Source organism: Streptomyces sp. NPDC006997 (assembly GCF_040635175.1).
In the GTDB taxonomy this organism is placed as follows: domain Bacteria; phylum Actinomycetota; class Actinomycetes; order Streptomycetales; family Streptomycetaceae; genus Streptomyces.
On record NZ_JBEYHH010000018.1, the window covers coordinates 1 to 23489 of the forward strand.

The 23489-nt window shown below is 73.5% G+C and carries 20 protein-coding genes and 2 pseudogenes; 16 read left to right on the forward strand and 6 right to left on the reverse strand.

Translation table 11 applies throughout. The annotated features are described in order from the left end of the window. The 5 genes from ABZ659_RS19170 to ABZ659_RS19190 all read left to right on the forward strand — a co-directional run. Window positions 1-1097, forward strand: a 1097-nt coding sequence (locus ABZ659_RS19170) for a sensor domain-containing protein (RefSeq protein WP_360221020.1), incomplete at its 5' end; no start/stop codon positions are given. 338 nt (window positions 1098-1435) lie between these two features. Next, window positions 1436-2068, forward strand: coding sequence for a response regulator transcription factor (locus tag ABZ659_RS19175; protein WP_360221426.1), 633 nt, complete (start codon window positions 1436-1438; stop codon window positions 2066-2068). Between the two features lie 147 nt (window positions 2069-2215). Next, complete coding sequence (locus tag ABZ659_RS19180) at window positions 2216-3727, forward strand: DUF2252 domain-containing protein (RefSeq protein ID WP_360221429.1); 1512 nt, start codon at window positions 2216-2218, stop codon at window positions 3725-3727. 42 nt (window positions 3728-3769) lie between these two features. Further along, on the forward strand, window positions 3770-4570 hold the full coding sequence (locus ABZ659_RS19185; RefSeq protein ID WP_360221023.1) for a hypothetical protein: 801 nt from the start codon (window positions 3770-3772) through the stop codon (window positions 4568-4570). A 75-nt stretch (window positions 4571-4645) separates the two neighbouring features. After that, window positions 4646-4975, forward strand: coding sequence for a rhodanese-like domain-containing protein (locus tag ABZ659_RS19190; RefSeq protein WP_360221432.1), 330 nt, complete (start codon window positions 4646-4648; stop codon window positions 4973-4975). Between the two features lie 179 nt (window positions 4976-5154). Here the strand turns inward: ABZ659_RS19190 and ABZ659_RS19195 are convergent. Further along, window positions 5155-5655 (reverse strand): annotated as a pseudogene (locus tag ABZ659_RS19195) (acyl-CoA dehydrogenase family protein); the annotation flags it as partial. A gap of 270 nt (window positions 5656-5925) precedes the next feature. Here ABZ659_RS19195 and ABZ659_RS19200 point away from each other — a divergent pair. The 3 genes from ABZ659_RS19200 to ABZ659_RS19210 are packed head-to-tail and all read left to right on the forward strand — an operon-like array spanning window position 5926 to window position 8743. Next, entirely contained in the window at window positions 5926-6771 is an 846-nt protein-coding gene (locus ABZ659_RS19200) for a DUF5819 family protein (RefSeq protein WP_360221026.1), read from the forward strand. After that, on the forward strand, window positions 6768-7985 hold the full coding sequence (locus ABZ659_RS19205; RefSeq protein ID WP_360221029.1) for an HTTM domain-containing protein: 1218 nt from the start codon (window positions 6768-6770) through the stop codon (window positions 7983-7985). The genes ABZ659_RS19200 and ABZ659_RS19205 overlap by 4 nt, the downstream gene beginning before the upstream one ends. Beyond that, entirely contained in the window at window positions 7982-8743 is a 762-nt protein-coding gene (locus ABZ659_RS19210) for a TrmH family RNA methyltransferase (protein ID WP_360221032.1), read from the forward strand. Before ABZ659_RS19205 ends, ABZ659_RS19210 begins: the two co-directional genes overlap by 4 nt. 7 nt (window positions 8744-8750) lie before the next feature. Here the strand turns inward: ABZ659_RS19210 and paaN are convergent, their stop codons facing one another. Next, window positions 8751-10442, reverse strand: coding sequence for a phenylacetic acid degradation protein PaaN (gene paaN / locus ABZ659_RS19215; protein WP_360221035.1), 1692 nt, complete (start codon window positions 10440-10442; stop codon window positions 8751-8753). Window positions 10443-10632: 190 nt separating this feature from the next. Between paaN and ABZ659_RS19220 the strand changes: the two genes are divergently transcribed. Further along, window positions 10633-12150, forward strand: a complete 1518-nt coding sequence (locus tag ABZ659_RS19220) for a 3-hydroxyacyl-CoA dehydrogenase (protein WP_360221038.1) — start codon at window positions 10633-10635, stop codon at window positions 12148-12150. Next, entirely contained in the window at window positions 12147-12734 is a 588-nt protein-coding gene (locus tag ABZ659_RS19225; protein WP_360221041.1) for a TetR/AcrR family transcriptional regulator, read from the forward strand. The genes ABZ659_RS19220 and ABZ659_RS19225 overlap by 4 nt, the downstream gene beginning before the upstream one ends. 102 nt (window positions 12735-12836) lie before the next feature. Here ABZ659_RS19225 and ABZ659_RS19230 read toward each other — a convergent pair whose 3' ends face one another. After that, window positions 12837-13334, reverse strand: a complete 498-nt coding sequence (locus tag ABZ659_RS19230) for an Lrp/AsnC family transcriptional regulator (RefSeq protein ID WP_360221044.1) — start codon at window positions 13332-13334, stop codon at window positions 12837-12839. A gap of 175 nt (window positions 13335-13509) precedes the next feature. Between ABZ659_RS19230 and pdhA the strand changes: the two genes are divergently transcribed. The 5 genes from pdhA to ABZ659_RS19255 all read left to right on the forward strand — a co-directional run bounded on the left by pdhA (window position 13510) and on the right by ABZ659_RS19255 (window position 19549). Continuing rightward, window positions 13510-14655, forward strand: a complete 1146-nt coding sequence (gene pdhA, locus ABZ659_RS19235; RefSeq protein ID WP_360221047.1) for a pyruvate dehydrogenase (acetyl-transferring) E1 component subunit alpha — start codon at window positions 13510-13512, stop codon at window positions 14653-14655. Then, complete coding sequence (locus ABZ659_RS19240; protein WP_360221050.1) at window positions 14655-15659, forward strand: alpha-ketoacid dehydrogenase subunit beta; 1005 nt, start codon at window positions 14655-14657, stop codon at window positions 15657-15659. The genes pdhA and ABZ659_RS19240 overlap by 1 nt, the downstream gene beginning before the upstream one ends. Beyond that, entirely contained in the window at window positions 15659-17128 is a 1470-nt protein-coding gene (locus ABZ659_RS19245; RefSeq protein ID WP_360221053.1) for a dihydrolipoamide acetyltransferase family protein, read from the forward strand. Before ABZ659_RS19240 ends, ABZ659_RS19245 begins: the two co-directional genes overlap by 1 nt. A gap of 97 nt (window positions 17129-17225) precedes the next feature. Then, window positions 17226-18185 carry an NTP transferase domain-containing protein gene (locus tag ABZ659_RS19250; protein ID WP_360221056.1) on the forward strand — a complete coding sequence of 320 codons (960 nt, stop codon included), beginning with the start codon at window positions 17226-17228 and terminating at the stop codon, window positions 18183-18185. Beyond that, window positions 18182-19549: a molybdopterin molybdotransferase MoeA gene (locus ABZ659_RS19255; protein WP_360221059.1), complete on the forward strand. Its 1368-nt coding sequence runs from the start codon at window positions 18182-18184 to the stop codon at window positions 19547-19549. The genes ABZ659_RS19250 and ABZ659_RS19255 overlap by 4 nt, the downstream gene beginning before the upstream one ends. Before the next feature lie 70 nt (window positions 19550-19619). On the opposite strand, the gene ABZ659_RS19260 is transcribed toward ABZ659_RS19255, so the two are convergent. Continuing rightward, complete coding sequence (locus tag ABZ659_RS19260; RefSeq protein ID WP_360221062.1) at window positions 19620-20741, reverse strand: potassium channel family protein; 1122 nt, start codon at window positions 20739-20741, stop codon at window positions 19620-19622. Between the two features lie 144 nt (window positions 20742-20885). Here ABZ659_RS19260 and ABZ659_RS19265 point away from each other — a divergent pair. Next, window positions 20886-21560, forward strand: a pseudogene (locus tag ABZ659_RS19265) (NAD(P)-binding protein); the annotation flags it as partial. Between the two features lie 21 nt (window positions 21561-21581). On the opposite strand, the gene ABZ659_RS19270 reads toward ABZ659_RS19265, so the two are convergent. Beyond that, the gene (locus ABZ659_RS19270; RefSeq protein ID WP_360221065.1) at window positions 21582-22430 is read right to left on the reverse strand and encodes an ABC transporter permease; all 849 of its coding nucleotides are present in this window, start codon (window positions 22428-22430) and stop codon (window positions 21582-21584) included. Further along, a complete protein-coding gene (locus tag ABZ659_RS19275) occupies window positions 22427-23443 on the reverse strand; it encodes an ATP-binding cassette domain-containing protein (RefSeq protein WP_360221068.1) in 1017 nt (338 codons plus the stop codon). Before ABZ659_RS19275 ends, ABZ659_RS19270 begins: the two co-directional genes overlap by 4 nt. Between the last annotated feature and the right edge of the window lie 46 nt (window positions 23444-23489).

Sequence of the window (23489 nt, forward strand, 5' to 3'; positions counted from 1 at the left end):
CGCGCCCCCGGGCGGGACCTGCTCGCCGGGCTGACCGTGGCGATCGTGGCCCTGCCGCTCGCGCTCGGCTTCGGGCGCCCGACGCCGGGGGGCCGTGGGCCTGGCTGGCGGCGCGGCTGCGGGAGCGGGCGACCTGGCGGGAGCTGGGGTACGCCGTCCTGTGCGCGGGGCTGCTGTGGCCTGTCGACGCGCTGCTGGTCACCGTGGGGCTGCTCGTCCCGGCCGCCGTGGCCGCGACGCCGCTGCTGATGGCGACGGTCGGGGACGGCCGGGAGGCCAAGGTGCTCAAGCAGTGGACGGTCACCGACTGGCCGACCGCCTTCGCGGTGGCCGCGCTCGGGCTGGTGCTGCTCTGCGCGGGCGCGTATCTGCTGGGGGTGGGCGCGGGGGCGCGGGGCGCGCTGACACGGCTGCTGATCGCTTCACGCGAGGGCGAGCTGGACGAGCGGGTCGTCGAACTGACCCGCTCGCGCGTGCGGTTGGTGGACGCCTTCGAGGCGGAGCGCCGCCGTATCGAGCGCGATCTGCACGACGGGGCCCAGCAGCGCCTCGTCGGGCTGACGATGACGCTCGGTCTGGCCCGGCTGGACGCCCCGCCCGGTGGCCCGCTCGCCGAGCAGCTCACCAAGGCCCACCGGGAGGCGTCGGAGGCGCTGGCGGAGCTGCGGGAGCTGATCCAGGGGATCCATCCCAAGGTGCTCGCGGACTACGGTCTGGCCGCCGCGGTCGCCGACGCCGCCGACCGTTCCGCCGTGCCCGTCGACGTGGCGCTGGAACTGCCGGGACGGTTGCCGGACGCCGTCGAGGCCGCCGCGTACTTCGTGGTCGGCGAGGCGCTCGCCAACGTCGGCAGGCACAGTGGGGCGAGCCGGGCGCGGGTGGCCGGTGAGCATCGGGACGGGCGGCTGGTGCTGAGCGTCAGTGACGACGGGCGCGGTGGGGCGCGGGCCGGGGCGGGCAGTGGGCTGACGGGACTCGCGGACCGGGTGTCGGTGCTGGATGGCAGACTCTCCCTGGCCAGTCCGGTGGGCGGACCGACCGTGTTGCGAGTGGAGATCCCTTGTCAGCCGCGGCGTTCGGAGACGGCAGCGACCTAGTACCTGTCCGGCGGACCAGGTCGGAGGAAAGACGCCTCCGCCTTGTCAGCGCAGGTGAGCGGGGTCGTGGGGGTGCCCCCTGCTCGACGAGCGGAGCCGAGAGCTCGGGGGAGCGTGCGACTGCACGGCGGAGGAGGGAGCCGACGCGATGGGGGTTCCCCCGCGTGAGCGCAGCCGAGCGTGGGGGAGTCGGCGGGTGACGACAACGCGGCCGGGGGTCTCCCCTGCTCGAAGAGCTTGGGGGAGTGCGTGCCGGACCCCGTGGTTCCGACCTGATCCGCCGGACAGGCCCGAGGGTCCGCAGGGAGTGCGGGGGCGGGGGTAGACGGGTGCGTGTCGTGCTGGCCGAGGACAGCGTGCTGCTGCGGGAGGGGCTGGTCGGCCTGCTCGCCCGCTGTGGGCACGACGTGGTCGCCGCTGTCGGGGACGCGGAGGCGCTGGTCGCCGCGGTGGAGGCGGAGGCGCCGGACGTCGTCGTGACCGACGTGCGGATGCCGCCCGGTTTCCAGGACGAGGGGCTGCACGCGGCCGTACGGCTGCGGGAGGGGCGGCCCGGACTGCCGGTGCTGGTGCTCAGCCAGTACGTGCAGCGGGCGTACGCCGCCGAACTGCTCGACTCCGGGGACGGGTCGGGCGTCGGCTACCTGTTGAAGGACCGGGTCGGGCAGGTCGAGGAGTTCGTGGCCGCGCTCTCCGACGTCGCGGCCGGGGGCACGGTCGTGGACCCCGAGGTCGTACGGCAGTTGCTGCGCCGTCGCCGGGATCCGCTGGAGCGGCTCACGCCCCGGGAGCGGGAGGTGCTCGCGCTGATCGCGGAGGGGCGGTCCAACGGGGCGATCGCCCGGGAGCTGGTGGTGTCCGACGCGGCCGTCGGCAAGCACATCAGCGGGATCTTCACCAAGCTGGACCTGCCGCCGGCGGAGGAGACGCACCGGCGGGTGCTGGCCGTGTTGGCGTATCTGCGGGCGTAGGCGCGTCGGCCTGGCCGCTGGGGCGGGCGCTGAAGGCCGTCGGCCGGTCGCTGGGAGCCTCGGAAGGGCCGGGTTTTCCACAGGCGCGGAGTTATCCACAGGGGCTGACGGCATTCGGGCCCGTGGCTGTACGGTCGGCACGAGTTGATGTTCGGGCGTGCGGACGCGTTCGGGCACGTGGGCGCGGGGAAACGTGGGGAGGCGGTCGCTGTGACGGACGCTGGTGGGCGGGTCGTGGGCGCGGGTGGGCCGGGACGGTTGCCCCGGGTGCGGGGGTTCGCCGAGTGGCGGCCCCGTGGAGCGGCCGAGCGGGCGGGCACACCCTCGCCGAAGGAGGCGGGGAAGGCGTTGCGGGAGCGCCTCCCGAGGAGCGCGCACGCCACGTTCGACCTGGACGCGGCGCGGCCCGACGCGGTGACCGCGGTCGAGGAGTCCAACCAGGGCCGGATCCCCGGGCTCACCCCGATACGGGTGGGGCGGATGGCCGCCACGCCGTTCGCCTTCCTGCGCGGTACGGCGGGGCTGATGGCGTACGACCTGGCGCGCACGCCGATGACCCGGATCAGCGCGCAGATCTGCGGTGACGCGCACGCGGCGAACTTCGGTCTGTACGGCGACGCGCGTGGGCGGCTGGTCATCGACCTGAACGACTTCGACGAGACGGTGACCGGCCCCTGGGAGTGGGACCTCAAACGGCTCGCGACCTCGCTGGTGCTCGCGGGCCGGGAGGCCGGGGCGGACGAGGACGTCTGCCGGGCCGCGGCGCACGACGCGGTGGGCGCGTACCGGCGCACCATGCGGCTGCTGGCCAAGCTGCCGGTACTGGACGCGTGGAACGCCATCGCGGACGAGGAACTGGTCTCCCACACGGACGCGCACGACCTGCTCGGCACGCTGGAGCGGGTCTCGGAGAAGGCGCGGGCCAACACCAGCGGGCGGTTCGCGGCGAAGTCGACGGAGCCGACCGAGGACGGCGGGCGCCGGTTCGTGGACGCGCCGCCGGTGCTGCGGCGGATACCGGACGCTGAGGCGGCGGCGGTCGCGGCGTCCCTGGAGGAGTACCTGACGACGCTGTCGGAGGACCGGCTGCCGCTGCTGGCCCGGCACTCGGTGCACGACGTGGCGTTCCGCGTCGTCGGCACCGGCAGCGTCGGCACCCGTTCCTACGTGGTGCTGCTCCTCGACCACCGTGGCGAGCCGCTGGTCCTCCAGGTGAAGGAGGCCCGCCTCTCCGCGCTGGTCCCGCATCTGGTGACGGCCGGGTTCGAGCCGCCGGAGGCGGACCACGAGGGGCGCCGGGTGGTGCTGGGACAGAAGCGGATGCAGGTCGTCAGCGACATCCTGTTGGGCTGGACGACGGTCGAGGGGCGGCCCTTCCAGGTCCGGCAGTTCCGCAACCGCAAGGGCAGCGTCGACCCCACCGCGCTCTCCGCCGACCAGATGGACGACTACGCGCGGATGACCGGCGCGCTGCTGGCCCGCGCCCACTCGCACAGCGTCGACCCCCGGCTGGTCTCGGGGTACTGCGGCAAGAACGAGGAACTGGACGAGGCGGTATCCGCCTTCGCGCTGGCCTACGCCGACCGCACGGAGGCCGACCACGCCGCCCTGCTGGCCGGGGTGCGCGCGGGGCGGGTGCCGGTGGAACTGGGGGTGTGAGGGAGGGTGGACCGCGGGGGTGTGGCCTAGGCTGGTCGGGTGATGACCCCGGAAGCTGAGCAGTCGCGGCCCGAGGAGCGGCTTGAGCGGGCCGTGCGGGCGGCCGAACAGGCACTGATCGAGTACGAGATCGCCGTGGAGACCTTCCGGATCGAGGTCGAGAACTTCTCCCGTCTGCACCACCAGCGGCTCGGCCCGATGTACGCGCGCCTGGAGGAACTGGACGCGCGGATCGCCGAGGTCCGTGCGGAGCGCAGCGGTGACCCGGAGGACCGGCGCAAGGCGGAGGAGCTGCGGGCGCGGGTGATGCCGATGCCGGACGTGGAGGAGCTGTTCCACGGCTGGATGGACGGCGACGGCCTGTTCCCGGAGGCCGCGGCGATGCTCACGGACCAGCCGGTGCGGCCGCCGCAGCGGGTCCGGCCCAGCGACGAGGCCCGCAGGCTCTACCGCGAGCTGGCCCGCAAGGCCCATCCCGACCTGGCGCAGGAGGAGGGCGAGCGCAAGCGGCGTGAGGAGTTCATCACGCGCGTGAACGCCGCCTACGCCCGGGGCGAGGAGGCGCTGCTGCGGGAGCTGGCCGAGGAGTGGGCGGCCGGTCCGGTGCCCAAGGAGAAGGGTCCCAGCGCCAGCGAGGAGCTGTACGCCCGGCTGGAGTGGCTGGCCGAGCGCAAGGAGTTGCTCACGGAGGTGGCGCGGACGTTGGAGGAGGGCGCGATCGGCTCGATGCTGCGGCTCGCCCCCGACGATCCCGACCGCCTCCTGGAGGAGATCGCCGAGCAGCTGCTGGTGGAGGTCCAGGGCCGGGAGGCCGAGCTTTCGGAACTGCTCGGGCAGGGCTGAGTTCCCGGGCGTTCCCGGGCCGGTGTGCCGGACGCGGTGTCGGGTAGCGTCGGCGGCATGAACTTCGGAGCTGGTGTGCCCACGGTCCAGGTGACGGATCTCAAGGACGGCGACTTCCTGCTGGACGTCCGGGAGGACGACGAGTGGCGGGCGGGTCATGCCGCGGGGGCGCTGCACATCCCGATCAGTGAGTTCGTGGGCCGGTACGGGGAGCTGACCGAGGCGGCGCCGCAGGACGGGCGGATCCATGTGATCTGCCGCTCCGGCGGGCGGTCGGCGCAGGTCACGATGTATCTGGCGCAGCAGGGCATCGACGCGGTGAACGTCGACGGCGGGATGCAGGTGTGGCAGGCCGCGGGCCGCCCGGTCGTGGACGACAAGGGCGAGCCCGGGTTCGTCCTCTAGTCGCCCAGGTGTCTGAGTAGGGCTTGCGTGCCCGGCTCAGCCCCGTGGGCGGGCCGCCAGCAGGTCGCCCAGGGCCTCCTCGTGGGCGGGGGCCGGGCGTTCCAGGTGCCTGGCCCAGGCGTGGTAGCGGTGCGGCGGGTACTCGACGTCGGCACGTCGTGCCGCGCGGCCACCCGGCGGTCGGCGTCGTAGGCCCAGGGCACCGCGGTCTGGGTGCCGTCCAGTACCCAGTCGGCGCGGTCCCGCCGGGCGGTCACCGCGCGTTCGGCCGGGTCGTGGCCGGGTGCGGCCGTGGGCGGCGGCCGTCGGCACCGTCTCGCCCCGGGCCACCCCGGGCCACCCCGGCGGGCAGGGACGGCCGCGGCTCGGGGGAGCCGGGGGCCTGGAGGGCGGTCGCGGCCGCGGTCTCCAGCAGCGGCGCCCTGGCCAGCGCCTTCGCCGACTCACGTGGCACCAGGCACAGCGCCACGGCGTCCAGACCGGCCCCGCCGTACTGGGGGTCCAGCGGCAGCCCCAGCAGGTCGGTGTCGGTCAGTCGGGCCCACAGCGCGCGGTCGTACCCGTCGGCGACGGGCCCGCGGTCACCGCCGGGCTGGCACCGCGTCGGGGGCGACGTCGGCGAAGACGCCGCGCGCCGCCTCTGCCGCCGCCTGCTGTTCCTCGGTGAAGGTGAAGTCCACCGCCCCTGTCCTGGCGCCACGACGCGACCTGGCGGGGTGTCGGAACCTCGTCAGAAGAGAACAGGTTCCAGGAGAAGGGCACGGGGTGGCGGGGTCGTAAGGTGCCCACCGCCGTGGCTGGGCTTACCGCCGCGTATGTGGTGCGCGGCTCAGCCGTTGGGGCTGTGCCGGGCCGGTCGGCCTGAGTACCGTTCCCGTGCGCACGCCGAACGGTGGCGGGCGCGGGCGGGGTCACCTGAGGATGGACCTGGGATCGGGAAACGGGGCGGGATGGACGCGTACGGCGCAGGGGACGCGCGCGGCGGCGGCGAGAACGGCCCACCCAACGACGGCCCACCCGCCGACACCCTGCCTGCCTCCGCCAGCCCAGCCGTCGACGACCCTCCGACCCTCGATGGCCTGTCCGCCGTGGGTGGCCGTCACGCCGTGGACGAGCCCTCCAGCCCCCACCCCCCGGACCCGCCGCCCCGCGCGGGTGTGGCCGCGCTGCGGCTCCCCTACCAGGTGGGGGTCGCGCTGGTGCTCGCCGTCGTCGCGGTGGTCGTCAGTGTGCACCTGGGGATGGTGTTCCTGCACGTCGCCCCGTCGAACACGGTCACCAAGCAGCACGGCGAGGCGATCGAGAACTGGGTCTACCCGGAGTTCGAGCAGAACTGGAAGCTGTTCGCGCCGAACCCGTTGCAGCAGAACATCTCCGTGCTCGCGCGGGCGCAGGTGCGGACGCCGGACGGCGGTTCGCGGATCACCGGCTGGTACGACCTGGCCGCACAGGACGGCCGGGCCATCGACGGCAACCTGCTGCCCAGCCACACCGTGCAGAACGAGCTGCGCCGCGCGTGGGACTTCTACACGGGCTCGCACGACGCCGAGAACCGCCCCTCGGGGGAGCGCGGCGCGATGAGTGCGGCGTACCTGCGGCGGATCGTCGTGATGCGCCTCGACCGCGCGGGCGCGCTCGGGACGGGCGGCAGCCTGGAGCGGGTGCAACTGCGGATCAGCACCACCAACGTCGCGCCGCCCGACTGGAGCGCCGAGCGGGTCTCCCTGCGGCCGGTCCACCGGGAACTGCCCTGGTGGCCGGTGCCGCCCGCCGAGGCCGAGGGAGGCGTCGGGTGAACCGCGTCGCCCTGGCGGTCTCCGGGGGCATCGCCCGGGTCACCGAGTCGGCGCTCGGTCCGTACCAGACCGCCGTGATACGCGTCGGCTTCGCCGCGACCTGGCTGTTGTTCCTGCTGTGCGAGTACCCGCACCGGCAGGAGCTGTACGGGCCGGACGGTCCGTGGAGCTGGGACCTCGGGCAGCGGCTGATCGGGCTGAACGGCTCGTTCACGGTACTGGTGTGGTCGGACGCCCAGCTCTGGTTCGAGGCGGGCTACGCGCTCGCGGTGCTGGCCAGTCTGTTGTTGCTGCTCGGCTGGCGCACCCGCGCCACGTCGGTGCTCTTCATGGTCGGCGTGCTCTCCCTGCAGAACCGCAGCGTCTTCATGGGGGACGGCGGCGACAACGTCCTGCACCTGATGTCGATCTACCTGGTGTTCACCCGGTGCGGCCGGGTGTGGTCCCTCGACGCCCGGCGGGAGCGGCTCGGGCGGGCGGCACGCGCGCGTGGCGAGCGGGTCGTGGACCGTACGGGGCCGGTGCTGTGGGGCGTGCTCGGGCTGGCGCTGCTCCTGGCGACCGGGTTCGGACGGCTGTTCGACTCGGACTGGCTGATCCCGGTGCTGCTGTGGGGCGTCTGGCTGGCGCAGGCGCTGTGGTGGGCCGTGGCGCGGTGGGCGCGGAACGCCGAGCCGCGCATCGCGCTGGACGTGCTCGCGAACGTGCTGCACAACGGCGCGCTGTTCGTGATCATGGCGGAGGCGTGTCTGATCTACGCCACCGCGGGCTGGTACAAGATCCAGGGCTCGCGCTGGCAGGACGGCACCGCCGTGCACTACCCGCTGCACCTGGACTACTTCTCGCCCTGGCCCGCGCTGGCCGACCTGCTCTCCAGCAACGGCACGATGGTCATGCTGGTGACGTACGGGACCGTCGTCGTGCAGGTCGCCTTCCCCTTCACGCTGCTGCACCGGCGGGCCAAGAACGTGCTGCTCGCCTTCATGATCACCGAGCACTCGGTGATCGCCGTGGTGCTCGGGCTGCCGTTCTTCTCGCTGGCGATGATCGCGGCGGACGCGGTCTTCCTGCCGACGTCGTTCCTGCGGCGGATCGGCGGCCTGGCGGCACGCGCGCGTGCGGGGCTGCTCTCGCGCGGCGCCTGGAACACGCCTCCGCCCCCTCCGCCCGTCCCCGAGGACACCGAGCGCGGCCACGTAGGCTTTCCGGCATGAACGACCCCCGGAGCCCTGCGGAGACGACGGTGCTCTGGCAGCGGCTCGCCAGCGCCTCCGTGCTCCTCGACGGCTTCCACGCCCTCAAGCACGCCCTCCGCTTCGGCGCCGAGGTCCCGGTGGCGGTCACCGTCGACCGGCGGGCGGCGCTGGCCCTCGCCGACGAGCTGGCGCCCGACGTACGGCGGACGCTGGACGCGCTGCTGACCGAGGTGACGCCGTCGGCGTACGCCGCCCTGGTGCCGCGTCCGCACCCCACCGCGGTGGCCGCCCTCGCCGTACGGCCCGCCCGGGAGGCACAGCTGCGGGTCCTCGGGCGGGCCGCGCGGGAGGCGCCCGTCGTCGTCCTCGACAACCCGCGCAACCTGGGCAACGCGGGGGCGGTGATCCGGCTGGCCGCCGGGTTCGGGGTGACCGGCGTGGTCACCACCGGCACCCTCGACCCCTGGCACCCCACGGTGGTGCGCGGTGGGGCCGGGCTGCACTTCGCGACCGCGGTGGAGAGGCTGGACGTCGCCGAGCTGCCGCCCGGGCCGGTCTACGCACTCGATCCGGAGGGCGCGGACATCCGTGGCCTGAAGCTGCCCGACGACGCGCTGCTCGCGTTCGGCTCGGAGCGCAGCGGGCTCTCCCGCGAGCTACGCGCGCGTGCCGACCAGTTGGTGGCGCTGCCGATGCGCCCCCAGGTCTCCAGCTACAACCTCGCGACCAGCGTGGCGATGGCGCTGTACCACTGGAGTCTCACCGGGGGCGCGTAAGGACGCCTCACGCCTCCCGGCGCACCTCCACCATCCTGAAGCGGTTGGCCACGAACGCTCCGTCGCACAGGGCGGAGTTGGCGGCCGGGTTGCCGCCGGAGCCGTGGAAGTCGGAGAAGGCGGCCGTCTGGTTGACGTACACCCCGCCGGTGAGGTTGAGCGACAGCTGGGCCGCCTCGTCCAGGCAGACCTCCTGCACGGACCGCTCGAACTCCGGGTCGGTGGTGTACGCGCCGACCGTCATCGCGCCCTTCTCGCGGACCGTGCGCCGCAGCAGCTCCAGCGCGTCGGCGGGCGAGTCGACGGCGACGGCGAAGGAGACCGGACCGAAGCACTCGCTCATGTACGCGGCTTCGGCGTCGGGCTTGGCGCCGTCCAGCTTCACGATCACCGGGGTGCGGACGACCGCGTCCGGGAACTCCGGGTTGGTGATCTCGCGGGAGGCGAGGGCGACCTCCCCGAGGCCCGCCGCGGCCTCCAGACGGGCCTTGACGTCCGGGTTGACGATCGCGCCGAGCAGCGCGTTCGCGCGGGCGTCGTCGCCGAGCAGGCCGTCCACCGCGCGGGCGAGGTCGGCCACCACGTCGTCGTACGACTTGTGGCCCTGGTCGGTGGAGATGCCCCCGCGCGGGACGAGCAGGTTCTGCGGGGTGGTGCACATCTGGCCGCTGTAGAGCGACAGGGAGAACGCCAGGTTGGACAGCATCCCCTTGTAGTCGCCGGTGGACTCCACGAGGACCGTGTTGACGCCCGCCTTCTCGGTGTACACCTGCGCCTGGCGGGCGTGGGTCTCCAGCCAGTCGCCGAACGCCGTGGAGCCGGTGTAGTCGATGACCCGGATCTCGGGGCGCACGGCGAGCGTCCTGGCGACGCCCTCACCGGGCCGTTCGGCGGCCAGCGCGACCAGGTTCGGGTCGAAGCCCGCCTCGGTCAGCACCTGCCGCGCGACCTGAACCGTCAGCGCGAGCGGCAGCACCGCGCGCGGGTGCGGCTTGACCAGCACGGCGTTGCCGGTGGCGAGGGAGGCGAACAGGCCCGGGTAGCCGTTCCACGTCGGGAAGGTGTTGCAGCCGATGACCAGCGCGATCCCGCGCGGGACCGCCGTGAACTCCTTGGTGAGGGCGAGCGGCTCGCGCTTGCCCTGCGGCTTGGTCCACTCGGCGGCGGCGGGGGTGCGGACCTGCTCGGCGTAGGCGTACGCCACGGCCTCCAGGCCGCGGTCCTGCGCGTGCGGGCCGCCCGCCTGGAACGCCATCATGAACGCCTGGCCGGAGGTGTGCATGACCGCGTGCGCGAACTCGTGCGTCCGGTCGCTGATCCGCTTGAGGATCTCCACGCAGACCAGTGCGCGCAGTTCGGGCCCCGCGTCCCGCCAGGCGCGCTGTCCGGCCCGCATCGCGGGCAGCAGCACGTCGACGTCCGCGTGCGGGTAGCTCACGCCCAGCTCGACGCCGTACGGCGAGACCTCGCCGCCCACCCAGTCGTCGGTGCCGGGCTGGCCGAGGTCGAGGCGGGTGCCCAGGAGGGCGTCGAAGGCGGCCTTCCCCGCGCCCGCGTCCAGGCTGCCGTGCTCGCCGTACGCCTTCGGGTGCTCGGGGTGCGGGGACCAGTACGCGCGCGTGCGGATCGCTTCCAGCGCCTGGTCGAGGGTCGGCCGGTGCTGGGCGGTCAGCTGGTCAGCGGTGAGATCGGCGGCCATGCGGGTCCAACTCCTCGTCTGGAAGGACTCCTCGTCGAGTCCTGATGAGTCCTTGACCTGGTGGAAACGGCAAGAGGTGCAGCTCAAGCGGGGGCGGGACAGGGCGGTCAGAGTTAGAGTAACCGAACGATCGGTCGGTACAAGGGGGTCCGGCGCATCTGTGGATAACTCCGTGCGGGAGGATCGCGCCATGACAGCACTCGACCTCAGCAGCACCGTGGCCGTCGTCGGAACCGGCACCATGGGCCAGGGCATCGCCCAGGTCGCGCTGGTCGCGGGCCACCCCGTACGGCTCTACGACGCCCTCCCCGGCCGGGCCCGCGAGGCGGCCGACGCCATCGGCGCCCGCCTCGACCGGCTGGTGGCCAAGGACCGGCTCACCGGCGCGGAACGGGACGCCGCGTGCGCCCGGCTGCTGCCCGCCGAGAGCCTCGGCGAACTGGCCGACTCCGCACTCGTCGTCGAGGCGGCCCTGGAGCGTCTCGACGTCAAGCAGGAGCTGTTCCGGGAGCTGGAGGACATCGTCGACGACGACTGTCTGCTGGCGACCAACACCTCCTCCCTGTCGGTGACCGCGATCGGCGGCGCGCTGCGCCACCCCGGCCGCTTCGTGGGCCTGCACTTCTTCAACCCGGCGCCGCTGCTGCCGCTGGTCGAGGTCGTCTCCGGGTTCGCCACCGACGTCACCTACGCCACGCGCGCGTACGAGACCGCCCGCGCCTGGGGCAAGACGCCGGTCGCCTGTGCCGACACCCCCGGCTTCATCGTCAACCGCATCGCCCGGCCGTTCTACGCGGAGGCGTTCGCCGTCCTGGAGGCGCAGGGCGCCGACCCCGCCACCATCGACGCGGTGCTGCGCGAGTGCGGCGGCTTCAGGATGGGCGCCTTCGAACTGACCGACCTGATCGGGCAGGACGTCAACGAGTCCGTCACGCACTCCGTCTGGCAGTCGTTCTTCCAGGACGTGCGCTTCACGCCCTCGCTCGCCCAGCGGCGGCTGGTCGAGTCCGGCCGCCTCGGCCGCAAGAGCGGACACGGCTGGTACGACTACGCGGAGGGCGCCGAGCGTCCCGAACCGCACACCGCCGAACCGGCCGGGCCGCCCGCCTACGTCGTCGTGGAGGGCGACCTGGGCCCCGCCGCCGAACTCCTCGCGCTGATCCGTGAGGCGGGCATCCCGGTCCGCGAGGAGGACGAGGACCACGGCACCCGGCTGGTGCTGCCCGGCGGCGGCCAGCTGGCGCTCGCGGACGGACAGACGTCCGTGGAGTTCCGCGACGTCGTCTACTTCGACCTCGCGCTGGACTACCGGCGCGCCACCCGCGTCGCCCTGTCCGCCTCCCAGGACACCTCCTCGACGACGCTCACCGAGGCCACCGGCCTGTTCCAGGCGCTCGGCAAGAAGGTCAGCGTCATCGGCGACGTGCCCGGCATGATCGTCGCCCGCACGGTCGCGCGGATCGTCGACCTCGCGCACGACGCCGTGGCCAAGGGCGTCGCCACCGAGGAGGACGTCGACACCGCGATGCGCCTCGGCGTCAACTACCCCCTGGGCCCCTTCGAATGGAGCCGCCGCCTCGGCCGCAACTGGGCGTACGCCCTCCTCGACGACCTGCACCTGCGCGACCCCTCGGGCCGGTACGCGCCCTCCCTGGCGCTCTACCGGCACGCCTACGCCTCCGACAAGCGGGAGGGCAGCACCTCATGACCACCGCCAAGCGCGACACGTACACCCCGGAGACGCTGCTGACGGTCGCCGTGCGGGTCTTCAACGAGCGCGGCTACGACGGCACCTCCATGGAGCACCTGTCCAAGGCGGCCGGGATCTCCAAGTCCTCGATCTACCACCATGTCGCGGGCAAGGAGGAGCTGCTGCGCCGGGCGGTGAGCCGGGCGCTGGACGGGCTCTTCGGCATCCTCGACGAGGAGCACGCGCGCGTGGGGAGCGCCGCCGACCGGCTGGAGTACGTCGTACGGCGCATGGTCGAGGTGCTGATAGCCGAGCTGCCCTATGTGACGCTGCTGCTGCGGGTGCGCGGCAACACCGGCACCGAGCGGTGGGCGCTGGAGCGGCGCCGCGAGTTCGACCACCGGGTGGCGGGGCTGCTGAAGGCGGCGGCGGCCGACGGGGAGATACGCGACGACGTGGAGGTGCGGCTCGCCACCCGGCTGGTCTTCGGAATGATCAACTCCATCGCCGAGTGGTACCGGCCCGACGGCCGCGGCACGGGGCAGCGCGAGGTGGCGGACGCGGTGGTGCGGGTGGCGTTCGCGGGGCTGCGGCAGGGCTGAGGGCGGCGGGGCCGCGGCAGGGCTGGGGACGTGGGTCTGAGGGCGGCGGGGCTGGGGACGCGGGTCTGAGGGCGGCGGGGCTTGGGACGGCGGGGCCTGACCTCACCCCTGGGGTTCCAGGTCCTCCTCCTCGAAGACGAGCAGCGTGCGGGTGCTGAGCACCTCGGGGATCGCCTGGAGACGGGTGAGGACCAGCTCGCGCAGGGCGCGGTTGTCCGGGGTGTGGACCAGCAGCAGGACGTCGAAATCCCCGCCCACCAGGGCGATGTGCGACGCACCGGGCAGCTGGCGGAGCTGCTCGCGGACCGTGCGCCAGGAGTTCTGGACGATCTTCAGGGTGATGTACGCCGACGTCCCCTGCCCGGCGCGTTCATGGTCGACGCGCGCCCCGAAGCCGCGGATCACGCCGTCCTCCACCAGCCGGTTGATCCGCGCGTAGGCGTTGGCGCGCGAGACGTGCACCCGCTCGGCGACCGACCGTATCGAGGCCCGGCCGTCCGCCTGGAGCATCCGCAGGATGTCCTCGTCGACGGCGTCCAGTGGGCGGGGCGGCGGCGGACCGCCAGCCTCCGAGCCGTCGGCCATTTGTTCAGATGCCATGTCCCCCCGCCTCCCTGCCATGGACGTACTGCGTCCATCACAGGTTGTGGAGAACCGTTTGTCCACAGCCCCGGGCCGCCTGTAGCCAAAATGTGCCGGCGACCGAACAATCGGTAGGTGAGGCGCATCACACCCGACGCGTCTCTTCCAGCCGCTCCCACGAGGAGGTGCCGTCATGACGGTCATGGAGCAGCGTGGCGCGTATCGGCCGTCGCCGCCGCCCGCCTGGCAGCCCCGCACCGACCCCGCGCCGTTGCTGCCCGACGCGGAGCCCCACCGCGTCCTCGGCACCGACGCCGCGGCCACGGCCGACCCCGGCCTGCTGCGCCGCCTGTACGCCGAGCTGGTGCGCGGGCGCCGCTACAACGCGCAGGCCACCGCGCTCACCAAGCAGGGCCGCCTTGCCGTCTACCCCTCCAGCACCGGGCAGGAGGCCTGCGAGGTCGCCGCCGCGCTCGCCCTGGAGGACCGCGACTGGCTCTTCCCCAGCTACCGTGACACCCTCGCCGTCGTCGCCCGCGGCGTCGACCCCGTCGAGGCGCTCACCCTGCTGCGCGGCGACTGGCACACCGGCTACGACCCGTACGAGCACCGGGTCGCCCCGCTGTCCACGCCCCTCGCCACCCAGCTCCCGCACGCCGTCGGGCTCGCGCACGCCGCCCGGCTCAAGGGCGACGACGTGGTCGCGCTCGCCATGGTCGGCGACGGCGGCACCAGCGAGGGCGACTTCCACGAGGCGCTGAACTTCGCCGCCGTGTGGCAGGCGCCGGTCGTCTTCCTGGTCCAGAACAACGGCTTCGCGATCTCCGTGCCGCTCGACAAGCAGACCGCCGCCCCGTCCCTGGCCCACAAGGCCGTCGGGTACGGCATCCCGGGCCGCCTGGTCGACGGCAACGACGCCGCCGCCGTCCACGAGGTCCTCAGCGACGCCGTACGGCACGCGCGCGCGGGCGGCGGCCCCACCCTCGTCGAGGCGGTGACGTACCGCGTGGAGGCGCACACCAACGCCGACGACGACAAGCGCTACCGCGCCGACGACGAGGTGGCGGCCTGGCGCGACCACGACCCGATCCTGCTGCTGGAGCGCGAGCTGACCGAGCGCGGCCTCCTCGACGAGGACGGCGTCCGGGCCGCCCGCGAGGACGCCGAGACCCTCGCCGCCGACCTGCGCGCCCGGATGAACCAGGACCCGGCCCTCGACCCCGCGGACCTCTTCGCCCACGTCTACGCCGAACCCACCCCGCAACTGCGCGAACAGCGGGCACAGCTGCGCGCCGAACTGGACGCGGAGTCGGACGCCGAGCAGGAAGGGACCCGTTGATGACCACCGTCGCCGTGAAGCCCGCCACCATGGCGCAGGCCCTCACGCGCGCGATGCGCGACGCCATGGCCGCCGACCCGGCCGTGCACGTCCTCGGTGAGGACGTCGGCACCCTCGGCGGCGTCTTCCGCGTCACCGACGGGCTCGCCAAGGAGTTCGGCGAGGACCGCTGCACCGACACCCCGCTCGCCGAGGCGGGCATCCTCGGCACCGCCGTCGGCATGGCCATGTACGGGCTGCGGCCGGTCGTGGAGATGCAGTTCGACGCCTTCGCCTACCCGGCGTTCGAACAGCTGGTCAGCCATGTCTCCCGGATGCGCAACCGCACCCGCGGCGCGATGCCGCTGCCGATCACCGTCCGCGTCCCCTACGGCGGGGGCATCGGCGGCGTGGAACACCACAGCGACTCCTCCGAGGCGTACTACATGGCGACTCCGGGGCTCCACGTCGTCACGCCCGCGACCGTCGCCGACGCCTACGGCCTGCTGCGCGCCGCGATCGCCTCCGACGACCCGGTGGTCTTCCTGGAGCCCAAGCGGCTGTACTGGTCGAAGGACTCCTGGAACCCCGAGGACCCGGCGACCGTTGAACCGATAGGCCGCGCGGTGGTGCGGCGCTCCGGCCGGAGCGCCACGCTCATCACGTACGGGCCGTCCGTACCCGTCTGCCTCGAAGCCGCCGAGGCGGCACGGGCCGAGGGGTGGGACCTGGAGGTCGTCGACCTGCGCTCGCTGGTGCCGTTCGACGACGAGACGGTCTGTGCCTCGGTACGGCGGACCGGGCGAGCGGTCGTCGTACACGAGTCGGGCGGGTTCGGCGGCCCGGGAGGGGAGATCGCGGCCCGGGTCACGGAGCGCTGCTTCCACCACCTGGAGGCGCCGGTGCTGCGCGTGGCCGGGTTCGACATCCCGTACCCGCCGCCGATGCTGGAGCGGCACCACCTGCCCGGCGTCGACCGCATCCTGGACGCGGTGGCGCGTCTGCAATGGGAGGCCGAGAGCTGATGGCACGCGCTTCTGACATGCACAGCCTGGAGTTCAAGCTGCCCGACCTCGGCGAGGGGCTCACCGAAGCGGAAATCGTGCGTTGGCTCGTCGAGGTCGGGGACCTCGTCGTCGTCGACCAGCCGGTCGTCGAGGTCGAGACGGCCAAGGCGATGGTCGAGGTGCCCTGCCCCTACGGCGGCGTGGTCACCGCCCGATTCGGCGAGGAGGGTACCGAGCTGCCCGTCGGCGCCCCGCTGCTGACGGTCGCGGTGGGGGCCACGCCCGCCACCGACGGTACGGAGGCGGGCGGCGCCCGGGAAGCCGCGGCGCCCACCGCCACCGACGCCGGTGCATCGCCCCGCCCGGACACGGGTCCCGCGCGGGGCGAGGCCTCGGGCAACGTCCTCGTCGGGTACGGCACCGGGGCGGCTCCGGCGCGCCGCAGGCGGCTGCGTCCGGCGGGGCCCACACCGGCTGCCGCCCTCGCCTCCGTCGGCCCCGACGCCGCGGCGACGGCTCCCGGACCGGACCGCACCGCGCCCGCCTCCGGGCTGACCAACGGCCACCGGGGTGACGGCCCCGTCCCGGTGATCTCGCCCCTGGTGCGGCGGCTCGCCCGGGAGAACGGCCTGGACCTGCGGGAGCTGACCGGCTCCGGGCCCGACGGGCTGATCCTGCGCGCGGACGTCGAGTACGCGCTGCGCGCGGCGGCGGCACAGGGCCGACCGGCCACGTCCACCCTCACCGAGCCGCGCCCCGAAGCGGTTACGGCACCGGCCTCGGCGCCCACCGCCCCCGGCGAGACCCGTCTCCCCCTCAAGGGCGTCCGCGGCGCCGTCGCCGACAAGCTGTCCCGCAGCCGCCGTGAGATCCCGGACGCGACCTGCTGGGTGGACGCCGACGCCACGGAGCTGATGCGGGCCCGCGCCGCGATGAACGCGTCCGGCGGTCCGAAGATCTCCCTCCTCGCGCTGCTGGCCAGGATCTGCACCGCCGCCCTCGCCCGGTTCCCCGAGCTGAACTCCACGGTGGACACCGCGGCCAGGGAGGTCGTCCAGCTGGACCGGGTGCACCTGGGCTTCGCGGCGCAGACCGGACGCGGCCTGGTCGTGCCGGTCGTCCGGGACGCGCACACGCGGGACGCCGAGTCGCTGACCGCGGAGTTCGCCCGGCTGACCGAGGCGGCCCACGCGGGGGCGCTGACGCCGGCCGAGCTGACCGGCGGCACGTTCACGCTGAACAACTACGGCGTGTTCGGCGTCGACGGCTCCACCCCGATCATCAACCACCCCGAGGCGGCCATGCTCGGCGTCGGCCGGATCGTCCCCAAGCCCTGGGTACACGAGGGCGAGCTGGCGGTGCGGCAGGTGGTGCAGCTCTCGCTCACCTTCGACCACCGGGTGTGCGACGGCGGCACGGCGGGCGGCTTCCTGCGCTACGTCGCCGACTGCGTCGAACAACCGGCGGTGCTGCTGCGCACCCTGTGATCCTTTGGACCCCCGCGTCCCCTTGGGCCCTATGGCCCTGCTGATGAGGCCCTCCGCCCACGTTCCCCGTGATCCCCCGGGACCGCATACTCGGGGGATGACCAGAACCGAGCCCTCCGCGCGCCCGGCCGACGAGGGCGCCGCTGCCTACGACGCCGTCGCTGCCTACGACGCCGTCGTGCTCGCCGGTGGTGGCGCACGGCGGCTCGGCGGCGCCGACAAACCGGGCGTGCGGGTCGGCGGACGGACCCTGCTCGACCGGGTGCTGGCGGCCTGCGCCGACGCCCGGCGCACGGTCGTCGTCGCCGAGGCCCGCCCGACCGCGCGGCCGGTGCTGTGGGCGCGGGAGGACCCGCCCGGCGGCGGACCGCTCGCCGCCCTCGACGCCGGGCTGCGGCACAGCACCGCGGAGCAGGTCCTGCTGGTCTCGGCCGACCTGCCGTTCCTCGGCGCCGGGACCGTACGACGGCTGCTGGACGCCCTGCGGACCGGCGGCGTGGAGGGCGCGCAGCTCACCGACGCCGACGGCCGGGAGCAACCCCTGGTGGCGGCGTACCGGACCGCGGCGCTGCGCCGGGGGCTGGCGGCGCTCACCGCGGAGCGGGGCGGCCTCACGGGGCTGCCGCTGCGGCTGCTGACCGCCGGTCTCGACCTCACCCGGGTCCCGGACCCCGTCGCGGCCTTCGACTGCGACACCTGGGACGACATCGCCTCCGCGAGGGCACGCATCAGGGAGCATGGGCACGTGTTGGATGAATGGATTTCCGCAGTCAAGGACGAGCTGGGCATCGAACTCGACGTCGACACCGGCGTCCTGCTCGACCTGGCCCGGGACGCCGCCCACAACGTGGCCCGGCCCGCGGCACCGCTGACCACCTTCCTGGTCGGCTACGCCGCCGCGTCGGCCACCGGCAGCCCCGACGCCGTCGCCGAGATCGCCCGCAAGGCCTCCGCCCTCGCCCTGCGCTGGTCCGACGAGACCACCGGCGCCCCGTCCCCGGGCGAGCCCGACGTGGCCCCCGACGCCACCCCGGACACCCGGCCGGACGCCGGATGACCGCGCACGGCGTGCGGTCCGAGCAGGACGCCGACGACCTCGACGTCGAGGAGGCGCTCGCCCTGGTGAAACGGCCGGAGCACGAGCACCGCCCGACTCCGCAGCCTCACCCGCGCGAGGAGCCGTCACCGAGACCGGCTCCCGACACCCCCCGCCACAAGGCCACCCCCTGGCCCGACGCCCGGGCCGTCGCCGAGCGGGCCGGGCGGCGCGCCGGAGCGCGCCGGGAACTGGTCTCGGTGACCCTCGACTCCGCGCTCGGCCTCACCCTGGCCGCCCCGCTCACCGCCCTCACCGACCTGCCGTCCTTCGACTCCTCCGCGATGGACGGCTGGGCGGTCGCGGGCCCGGGCCCCTGGGACCTCCGCGAGGACGGTCTGCTGGCCGGGCACGCGGAGCCCGAGCCGCTCGCCGACGGTGCGGCGGTCCGGATCGCCACCGGCGCCCGGGTCCCCGCCGACACCACCGCCGTCCTGCGCAGCGAGCACGGCCGTATGGACGACAAGGGGCGGCTGTACCCCACCCATGGCGAGGTCGGCCACGGCCAGGACATCCGCCCGCGCGGCCAGGAGTGCCGCAGCGGCGACCAGTTGCTGCCGGTCGGCGCCCTCGTCACCCCGGCCGTGCTCGGCCTCGCCGCAGCCGCCGGGTACGACACCCTCACCGCGGTCCCCCGCCCCCGCGCCGAAGTCCTCGTCCTCGGCGATGAACTGCTCACCGAGGGCCTGCCGCACGACGGCCTCATCCGGGACGCCCTCGGCCCGCTGCTGCCGCCCTGGCTGCGCGCGCTCGGCGCCGAGGTGACCTCCGTACGACGTCTCGGCGATGACGCGGAGGCGCTGTACCAGGCGGTCGCGGGCAGCACCGCCGATCTGATCGTCACCACCGGCGGCACCGCCGCGGGCCCCGTGGACCATGTCCACCCCACCCTGCGCCGCGTCACCGCGGAGCTGCTGGTGAACGGCGTCCAGGTGCGCCCCGGCCACCCCATGCTGCTGGCCCGCACCAAGGAGAACCAGCACCTCGTCGGCCTGCCCGGCAACCCGCTCGCCGCCGTCTCCGGACTGCTGACCCTCGCCGAGCCGCTGCTGCGCACCCTCGCCGCCCGCCCCGCCGTGGAGCCGTACGCGCTGCCGCTGACGGAGGCGGTGCACGGGCACCCGTACGACACCCGGCTGGTCCCGGTCGTGTTGCGCGGGGACCGTGCCGCTCCGCTGCACTACAACGGTCCGGCGATGCTGCGCGGTGTCGCGGCGGCCGATGCGCTGGCCGTCGTACCGCCCGGTGGGGCACGAGCGGGTCAGGCGGTGGAGATCCTCGATCTGCCGTGGGCGACCTCCGGCATCAGCGTGTGTTTCACGTGAAACGCTGAAACGGGTCGAAGTGTCGCGGCAGTGGGTGTTTCACGTGAAACAGCCTCCTCCCACCGCCAGTTCACTCCTCGCCATGGCCTCGCGGAGTCGCCCGGGCGACGGTGACCACCCGGTCCCCCACCCGTAGTTCCTCCAGCCGGGGATCGGCGAAGTCCAGCACGTCACGGTCGCGTACCACGGCCAGGACCAGTTCCGCGGACTCTCGGGGCGGACGGCCCACCTCCTGCGCGGTCACCGGCCGCTCGATCAGGTCGAGCCCGCTGCCGATGGTCATCAGGTCATCCAGGGTCCGGGCCACCGGCGGGCTGACCAGGGACATCCCGAGGAGCCGTCCGGCGGAACTGGAGCTGGTCACCACGGTGTCCGCGCCGCTCTGCCGCAGCAGTGGCACGTTCTCGTCCTCCCGGACCGCGGCGACGATCGTCGCGCGCCGGTTGAGCTGGCGTGCGGTGAGGGTGATGAGGGTGGCCGCCTCGTCGCGCTGCGGGGCGACGATCACCTGGGCGGCGCGCTGGACCTCCGCCTTCAGCAGGGTCTCGGACCGGGTGGCATCCCCCAGCACCGCGACCAGACCGTCGTCCCCGGCCGCCTCGGCGTTCTTGGCCTGGGCGTCCACGATGACGATCCGGTCCCGGGTGACGCCCTGGGCCCGGAGGGTCTGCACGGCGTGCCGTCCCTTGGTGCCGTAGCCGATGACCACCACATGGTCGCGGGTGCGGTGCCGCCAGCGGTGGATGCGGACCTGCTGGCGGGTGCGCTCGGTGAGCACTTCCAGGGTGGTGCCGACCAAGATGATCAGGAACAGCACACGCAGCGGTGTGATGACGAGGATGTTGGTGAGCCGGGCGGCGTCACCGGCCGGGGTGATGTCGCCGTACCCGGTGGTGGAGAGGGTGACGGTGGCGTAGTAGGCGGCGTCCAGGAAGTCGACGGCGCCGTCCACGTTGTCGTTGTAGTCGGCGCGGTCGAAGTAGACGATCAGGGTGGTGAAGACCAGTACCAGCAGGGCCATGGCCAGTCGCCGCAGCACCTGCTGGAGGGGCGGCAGGACGGTCTGGGTGGGCATGTTGATGGAGCGGCCCGCCTCGGCGTCGTCGCGGGCCTCACGGTGCGAACGGAACCAGAGGGAGCGGAGGATGGACAGCCTCCCCGGGCGGGAAGGTGATTGCTCGTCGCCGTGCACACGGGCCCCCTGCGATGCGGTGCTGGTCCGGACTGTGGGCACTATGGTCCCTGACTGATCGCCGTGATTCCCGCCGCGATACTCGATGTGACTGATCGGTGTCCTTCGCTTCGCGTTGCCCAGGGCCCGACCCTCCGACCAGGCTGGAGAACTCCCGTGCGTGACCACACCGTTGTCGTGGGCTTCGGAACCAAGGGACGGGCCACGATCCGGGCCGTCTGCGCGGCCGGGCTGCGGAAGGACCAGGTCGCCGTCATCGACACCGCCGCCAAGGTGGTCGACGCCGCGCAGGCCGAGGGCTTCTCGGGCGTGGTCGGGGACGGGACGCGCAGCGACGTGCTGCGGCAGGCCGAGGTACAGCGGGCCGGGCGGATCGTGATCGCCACGGGGCGGGACGACACCGCCGTCCTGGTGGCGCTGACGGCCCGGCAGGTCAACAGCGGCGCGAAGATCGTGGCCGCGGTGCGGGAGGAGGAGAACGCACCGCTGCTGAGGCAGTCCGGCGCCGACGAGGTCGTCACCAGCTCCGGAGCGGCCGGGCGGCTGCTCGGGCTGTCCGTGCTCAGCCCCGCGGCCGGGCTGGTGATGGAGGACCTGATCCGGCGCGGCAGCGGGCTCGACATGGTCGAACGGCCGGTCACCCGGGCCGAGACGGGGCTGAGTCCGAGGGAGACCGGCGACATGGTGGTGAGCGTCGTCCGCGGACACCGGGTGCTCGGCTACGACGATCCGGCGATCGGGCGGCTTGAGCTGACGGACCGGTTGATCATCGTCGTACGGACCCCGCCGGAGGCTGCCGGGCGCGGTCCGTACGACTGAGGGCGGCGGGCGCTCGCGACGCTACTTGCGGTTGTAGAGCCGCATCGTGACCGGGCCGAAGACCAGCACGAACAGGGCTGCCCAGCCCAGGGACCAGGCGACCTCGTCGGCGGGCCAGTCGCCCGCCATCAACCCGCGCACGGCGCTGGCCACATGGGTGACCGGGCTGTTGTTGACGAACGCCTGGAGCCAGCCGGGCATGGTCCGCGGGTCGACGAAGACGTTGGACAGGAAGGTGAGCGGGAAGATCACCATCATGCTGACGCCCATCACCGACTTCTCGGTGCGCAGCAGCAGCCCGAACATCGTCCAGATCCAGGAGAACGCGAAGGAGAAGACGACCAGCAGCGCTATCCCGGTGACCACGCCGCCGACGCCGCCGTCCGGGCGGTAGCCGAGGATCATGCCGACCGTCAGCATCACCACGGAGGCGATGGAGTAGCGCAGGGCGTCGCCCAGCAGATAGCCGACCATCACCGACGGCCGCCAGATCGGCAGGGTGCGGAACCGGTCGAAGACGCCCTTCTCGATGTCCGTGTTGACCGAGACCCCGGTGTACATCGTGATCATCACCACCGACATCACCAGGATGCCCGGCAGCAGGAACTGGATGTACTCCTTCGGCGAACCGGCCAGCGCCCCGCCGAACAGGTACGTGTACATCAGCACCATCATGATCGGGAAGGCGGTGACGTCGAAGAGCTGTTCCGGCACGTGCTTGATCTTCAGGATGGCCCGCCAGCCGAAGGTCAGCGACGCCGACCAGGCGCTGGGCCGCGGCGGCCGTTCCCGGCCGACGAGCAGTTCGGCGAGCGACTCGGCGCTGACCGGCGCGAGGTCCTTGGTCTCCGTGGTGGTCGCGGTGCTCATGCCGCCGCCTCGCTTTCCGTGCCGTCGGTGGCGTCGACGTTCGTGTCATGACCGGTGAGGGCGAGGAACACCTCGTCCAGGCTGGGCTGTCCCAGCGAGAAGTTGTCGACGGTGATCCCGCCGCGGGCCAGCTCCGCCAGCGCCCGCGCCGCCTGCTCGGCGGCGCCCTGGCCGTCCGCGGCCCCGGCGCCCACCCGGGCGGTCAGCGCCACCGGATCGGGCTCCAGCTGCACGTCGGCGTCGAGCGTCAGCCGCAGCACCTGCTCGGCCTGCGGGCGCTGGGCCGCGTCCCGCAGCCGCAGATGCACGGACCCGGCGCCCACGGACGCCTTCAGCTCGCCCTTCGTGCCCTCGGCGATCACCTTGCCGCGGTCGATGACCGCGATCCGCGACGCGAGCTGGTCCGCCTCGTCCAGGTACTGCGTGGTCAGCAGCACGGTGGTGCCCTGGGCGACGACCGCGCGCACGATGTCCCACACCTGGTTGCGGCTGCGCGGGTCGAGGCCCGTGGTCGGCTCGTCCAGGAACAGCAGGTCGGGCGTGTTCAGGATGGACGCGGCGATGTCGATGCGGCGCCGCATACCGCCCGAGTAGTGCTTGACCTGCTTCCCGGCCGCCGAGGTCAGCCCGAACGCCGACAGCAGCTGCGCGCTGCGGTCCCGGGAGGCCGTCTTGCCGTGCCCGAGGAGACGGCCCAGCAGGACCAGGTTCTCGGTGCCGGTCAGGTCCTCGTCGACGGAGGCGTACTGCCCGGTGAGGCTGACCCGGCCGCGGACCTCGTCGGCGTCGCGCACGACGTCCCGGCCGAAGACGCGGGCCTCTCCGCCGTCGGGCCGCAGAAGGGTGGCGAGCATCTTGACGGTGGTCGTCTTCCCGGCGCCGTTGGGGCCGAGGACGCCGTAGACCGTGCCGGTCGGCACCGCCAGGTCGACGCCGTCCACGGCCCGGGTCTCACCGAAGGTCTTGACCAGGCCCGTCGTCTCGATGGCCAGGCCAGAGCTTGGCTCGCTCATGGTGGGGTGTCCTTCCACATACTTGGGTTACGCATGGGGAGACCTT

Coding starts and splice junctions, on each gene's coding strand:
- ABZ659_RS19180 (WP_360221429.1), top strand. CDS start 2,216: ATGTTCGGGCGTGCGGACGCGTTCGGGCACGTGGGCGCGGGGAAACGT.
- ABZ659_RS19185 (WP_360221023.1), top strand. CDS start 3,770: ATGACCCCGGAAGCTGAGCAGTCGCGGCCCGAGGAGCGGCTTGAGCGG.
- ABZ659_RS19200 (WP_360221026.1), top strand. CDS start 5,926: ATGGACGCGTACGGCGCAGGGGACGCGCGCGGCGGCGGCGAGAACGGC.
- ABZ659_RS19210 (WP_360221032.1), top strand. CDS start 7,982: ATGAACGACCCCCGGAGCCCTGCGGAGACGACGGTGCTCTGGCAGCGG.
- paaN (WP_360221035.1), bottom strand. CDS start 10,442: ATGGCCGCCGATCTCACCGCTGACCAGCTGACCGCCCAGCACCGGCCG.
- ABZ659_RS19220 (WP_360221038.1), top strand. CDS start 10,633: ATGACAGCACTCGACCTCAGCAGCACCGTGGCCGTCGTCGGAACCGGC.
- ABZ659_RS19225 (WP_360221041.1), top strand. CDS start 12,147: ATGACCACCGCCAAGCGCGACACGTACACCCCGGAGACGCTGCTGACG.
- ABZ659_RS19230 (WP_360221044.1), bottom strand. CDS start 13,334: ATGGCATCTGAACAAATGGCCGACGGCTCGGAGGCTGGCGGTCCGCCG.
- pdhA (WP_360221047.1), top strand. CDS start 13,510: ATGACGGTCATGGAGCAGCGTGGCGCGTATCGGCCGTCGCCGCCGCCC.
- ABZ659_RS19240 (WP_360221050.1), top strand. CDS start 14,655: ATGACCACCGTCGCCGTGAAGCCCGCCACCATGGCGCAGGCCCTCACG.
- ABZ659_RS19245 (WP_360221053.1), top strand. CDS start 15,659: ATGGCACGCGCTTCTGACATGCACAGCCTGGAGTTCAAGCTGCCCGAC.
- ABZ659_RS19250 (WP_360221056.1), top strand. CDS start 17,226: ATGACCAGAACCGAGCCCTCCGCGCGCCCGGCCGACGAGGGCGCCGCT.
- ABZ659_RS19255 (WP_360221059.1), top strand. CDS start 18,182: ATGACCGCGCACGGCGTGCGGTCCGAGCAGGACGCCGACGACCTCGAC.
- ABZ659_RS19270 (WP_360221065.1), bottom strand. CDS start 22,430: ATGAGCACCGCGACCACCACGGAGACCAAGGACCTCGCGCCGGTCAGC.
- ABZ659_RS19275 (WP_360221068.1), bottom strand. CDS start 23,443: ATGAGCGAGCCAAGCTCTGGCCTGGCCATCGAGACGACGGGCCTGGTC.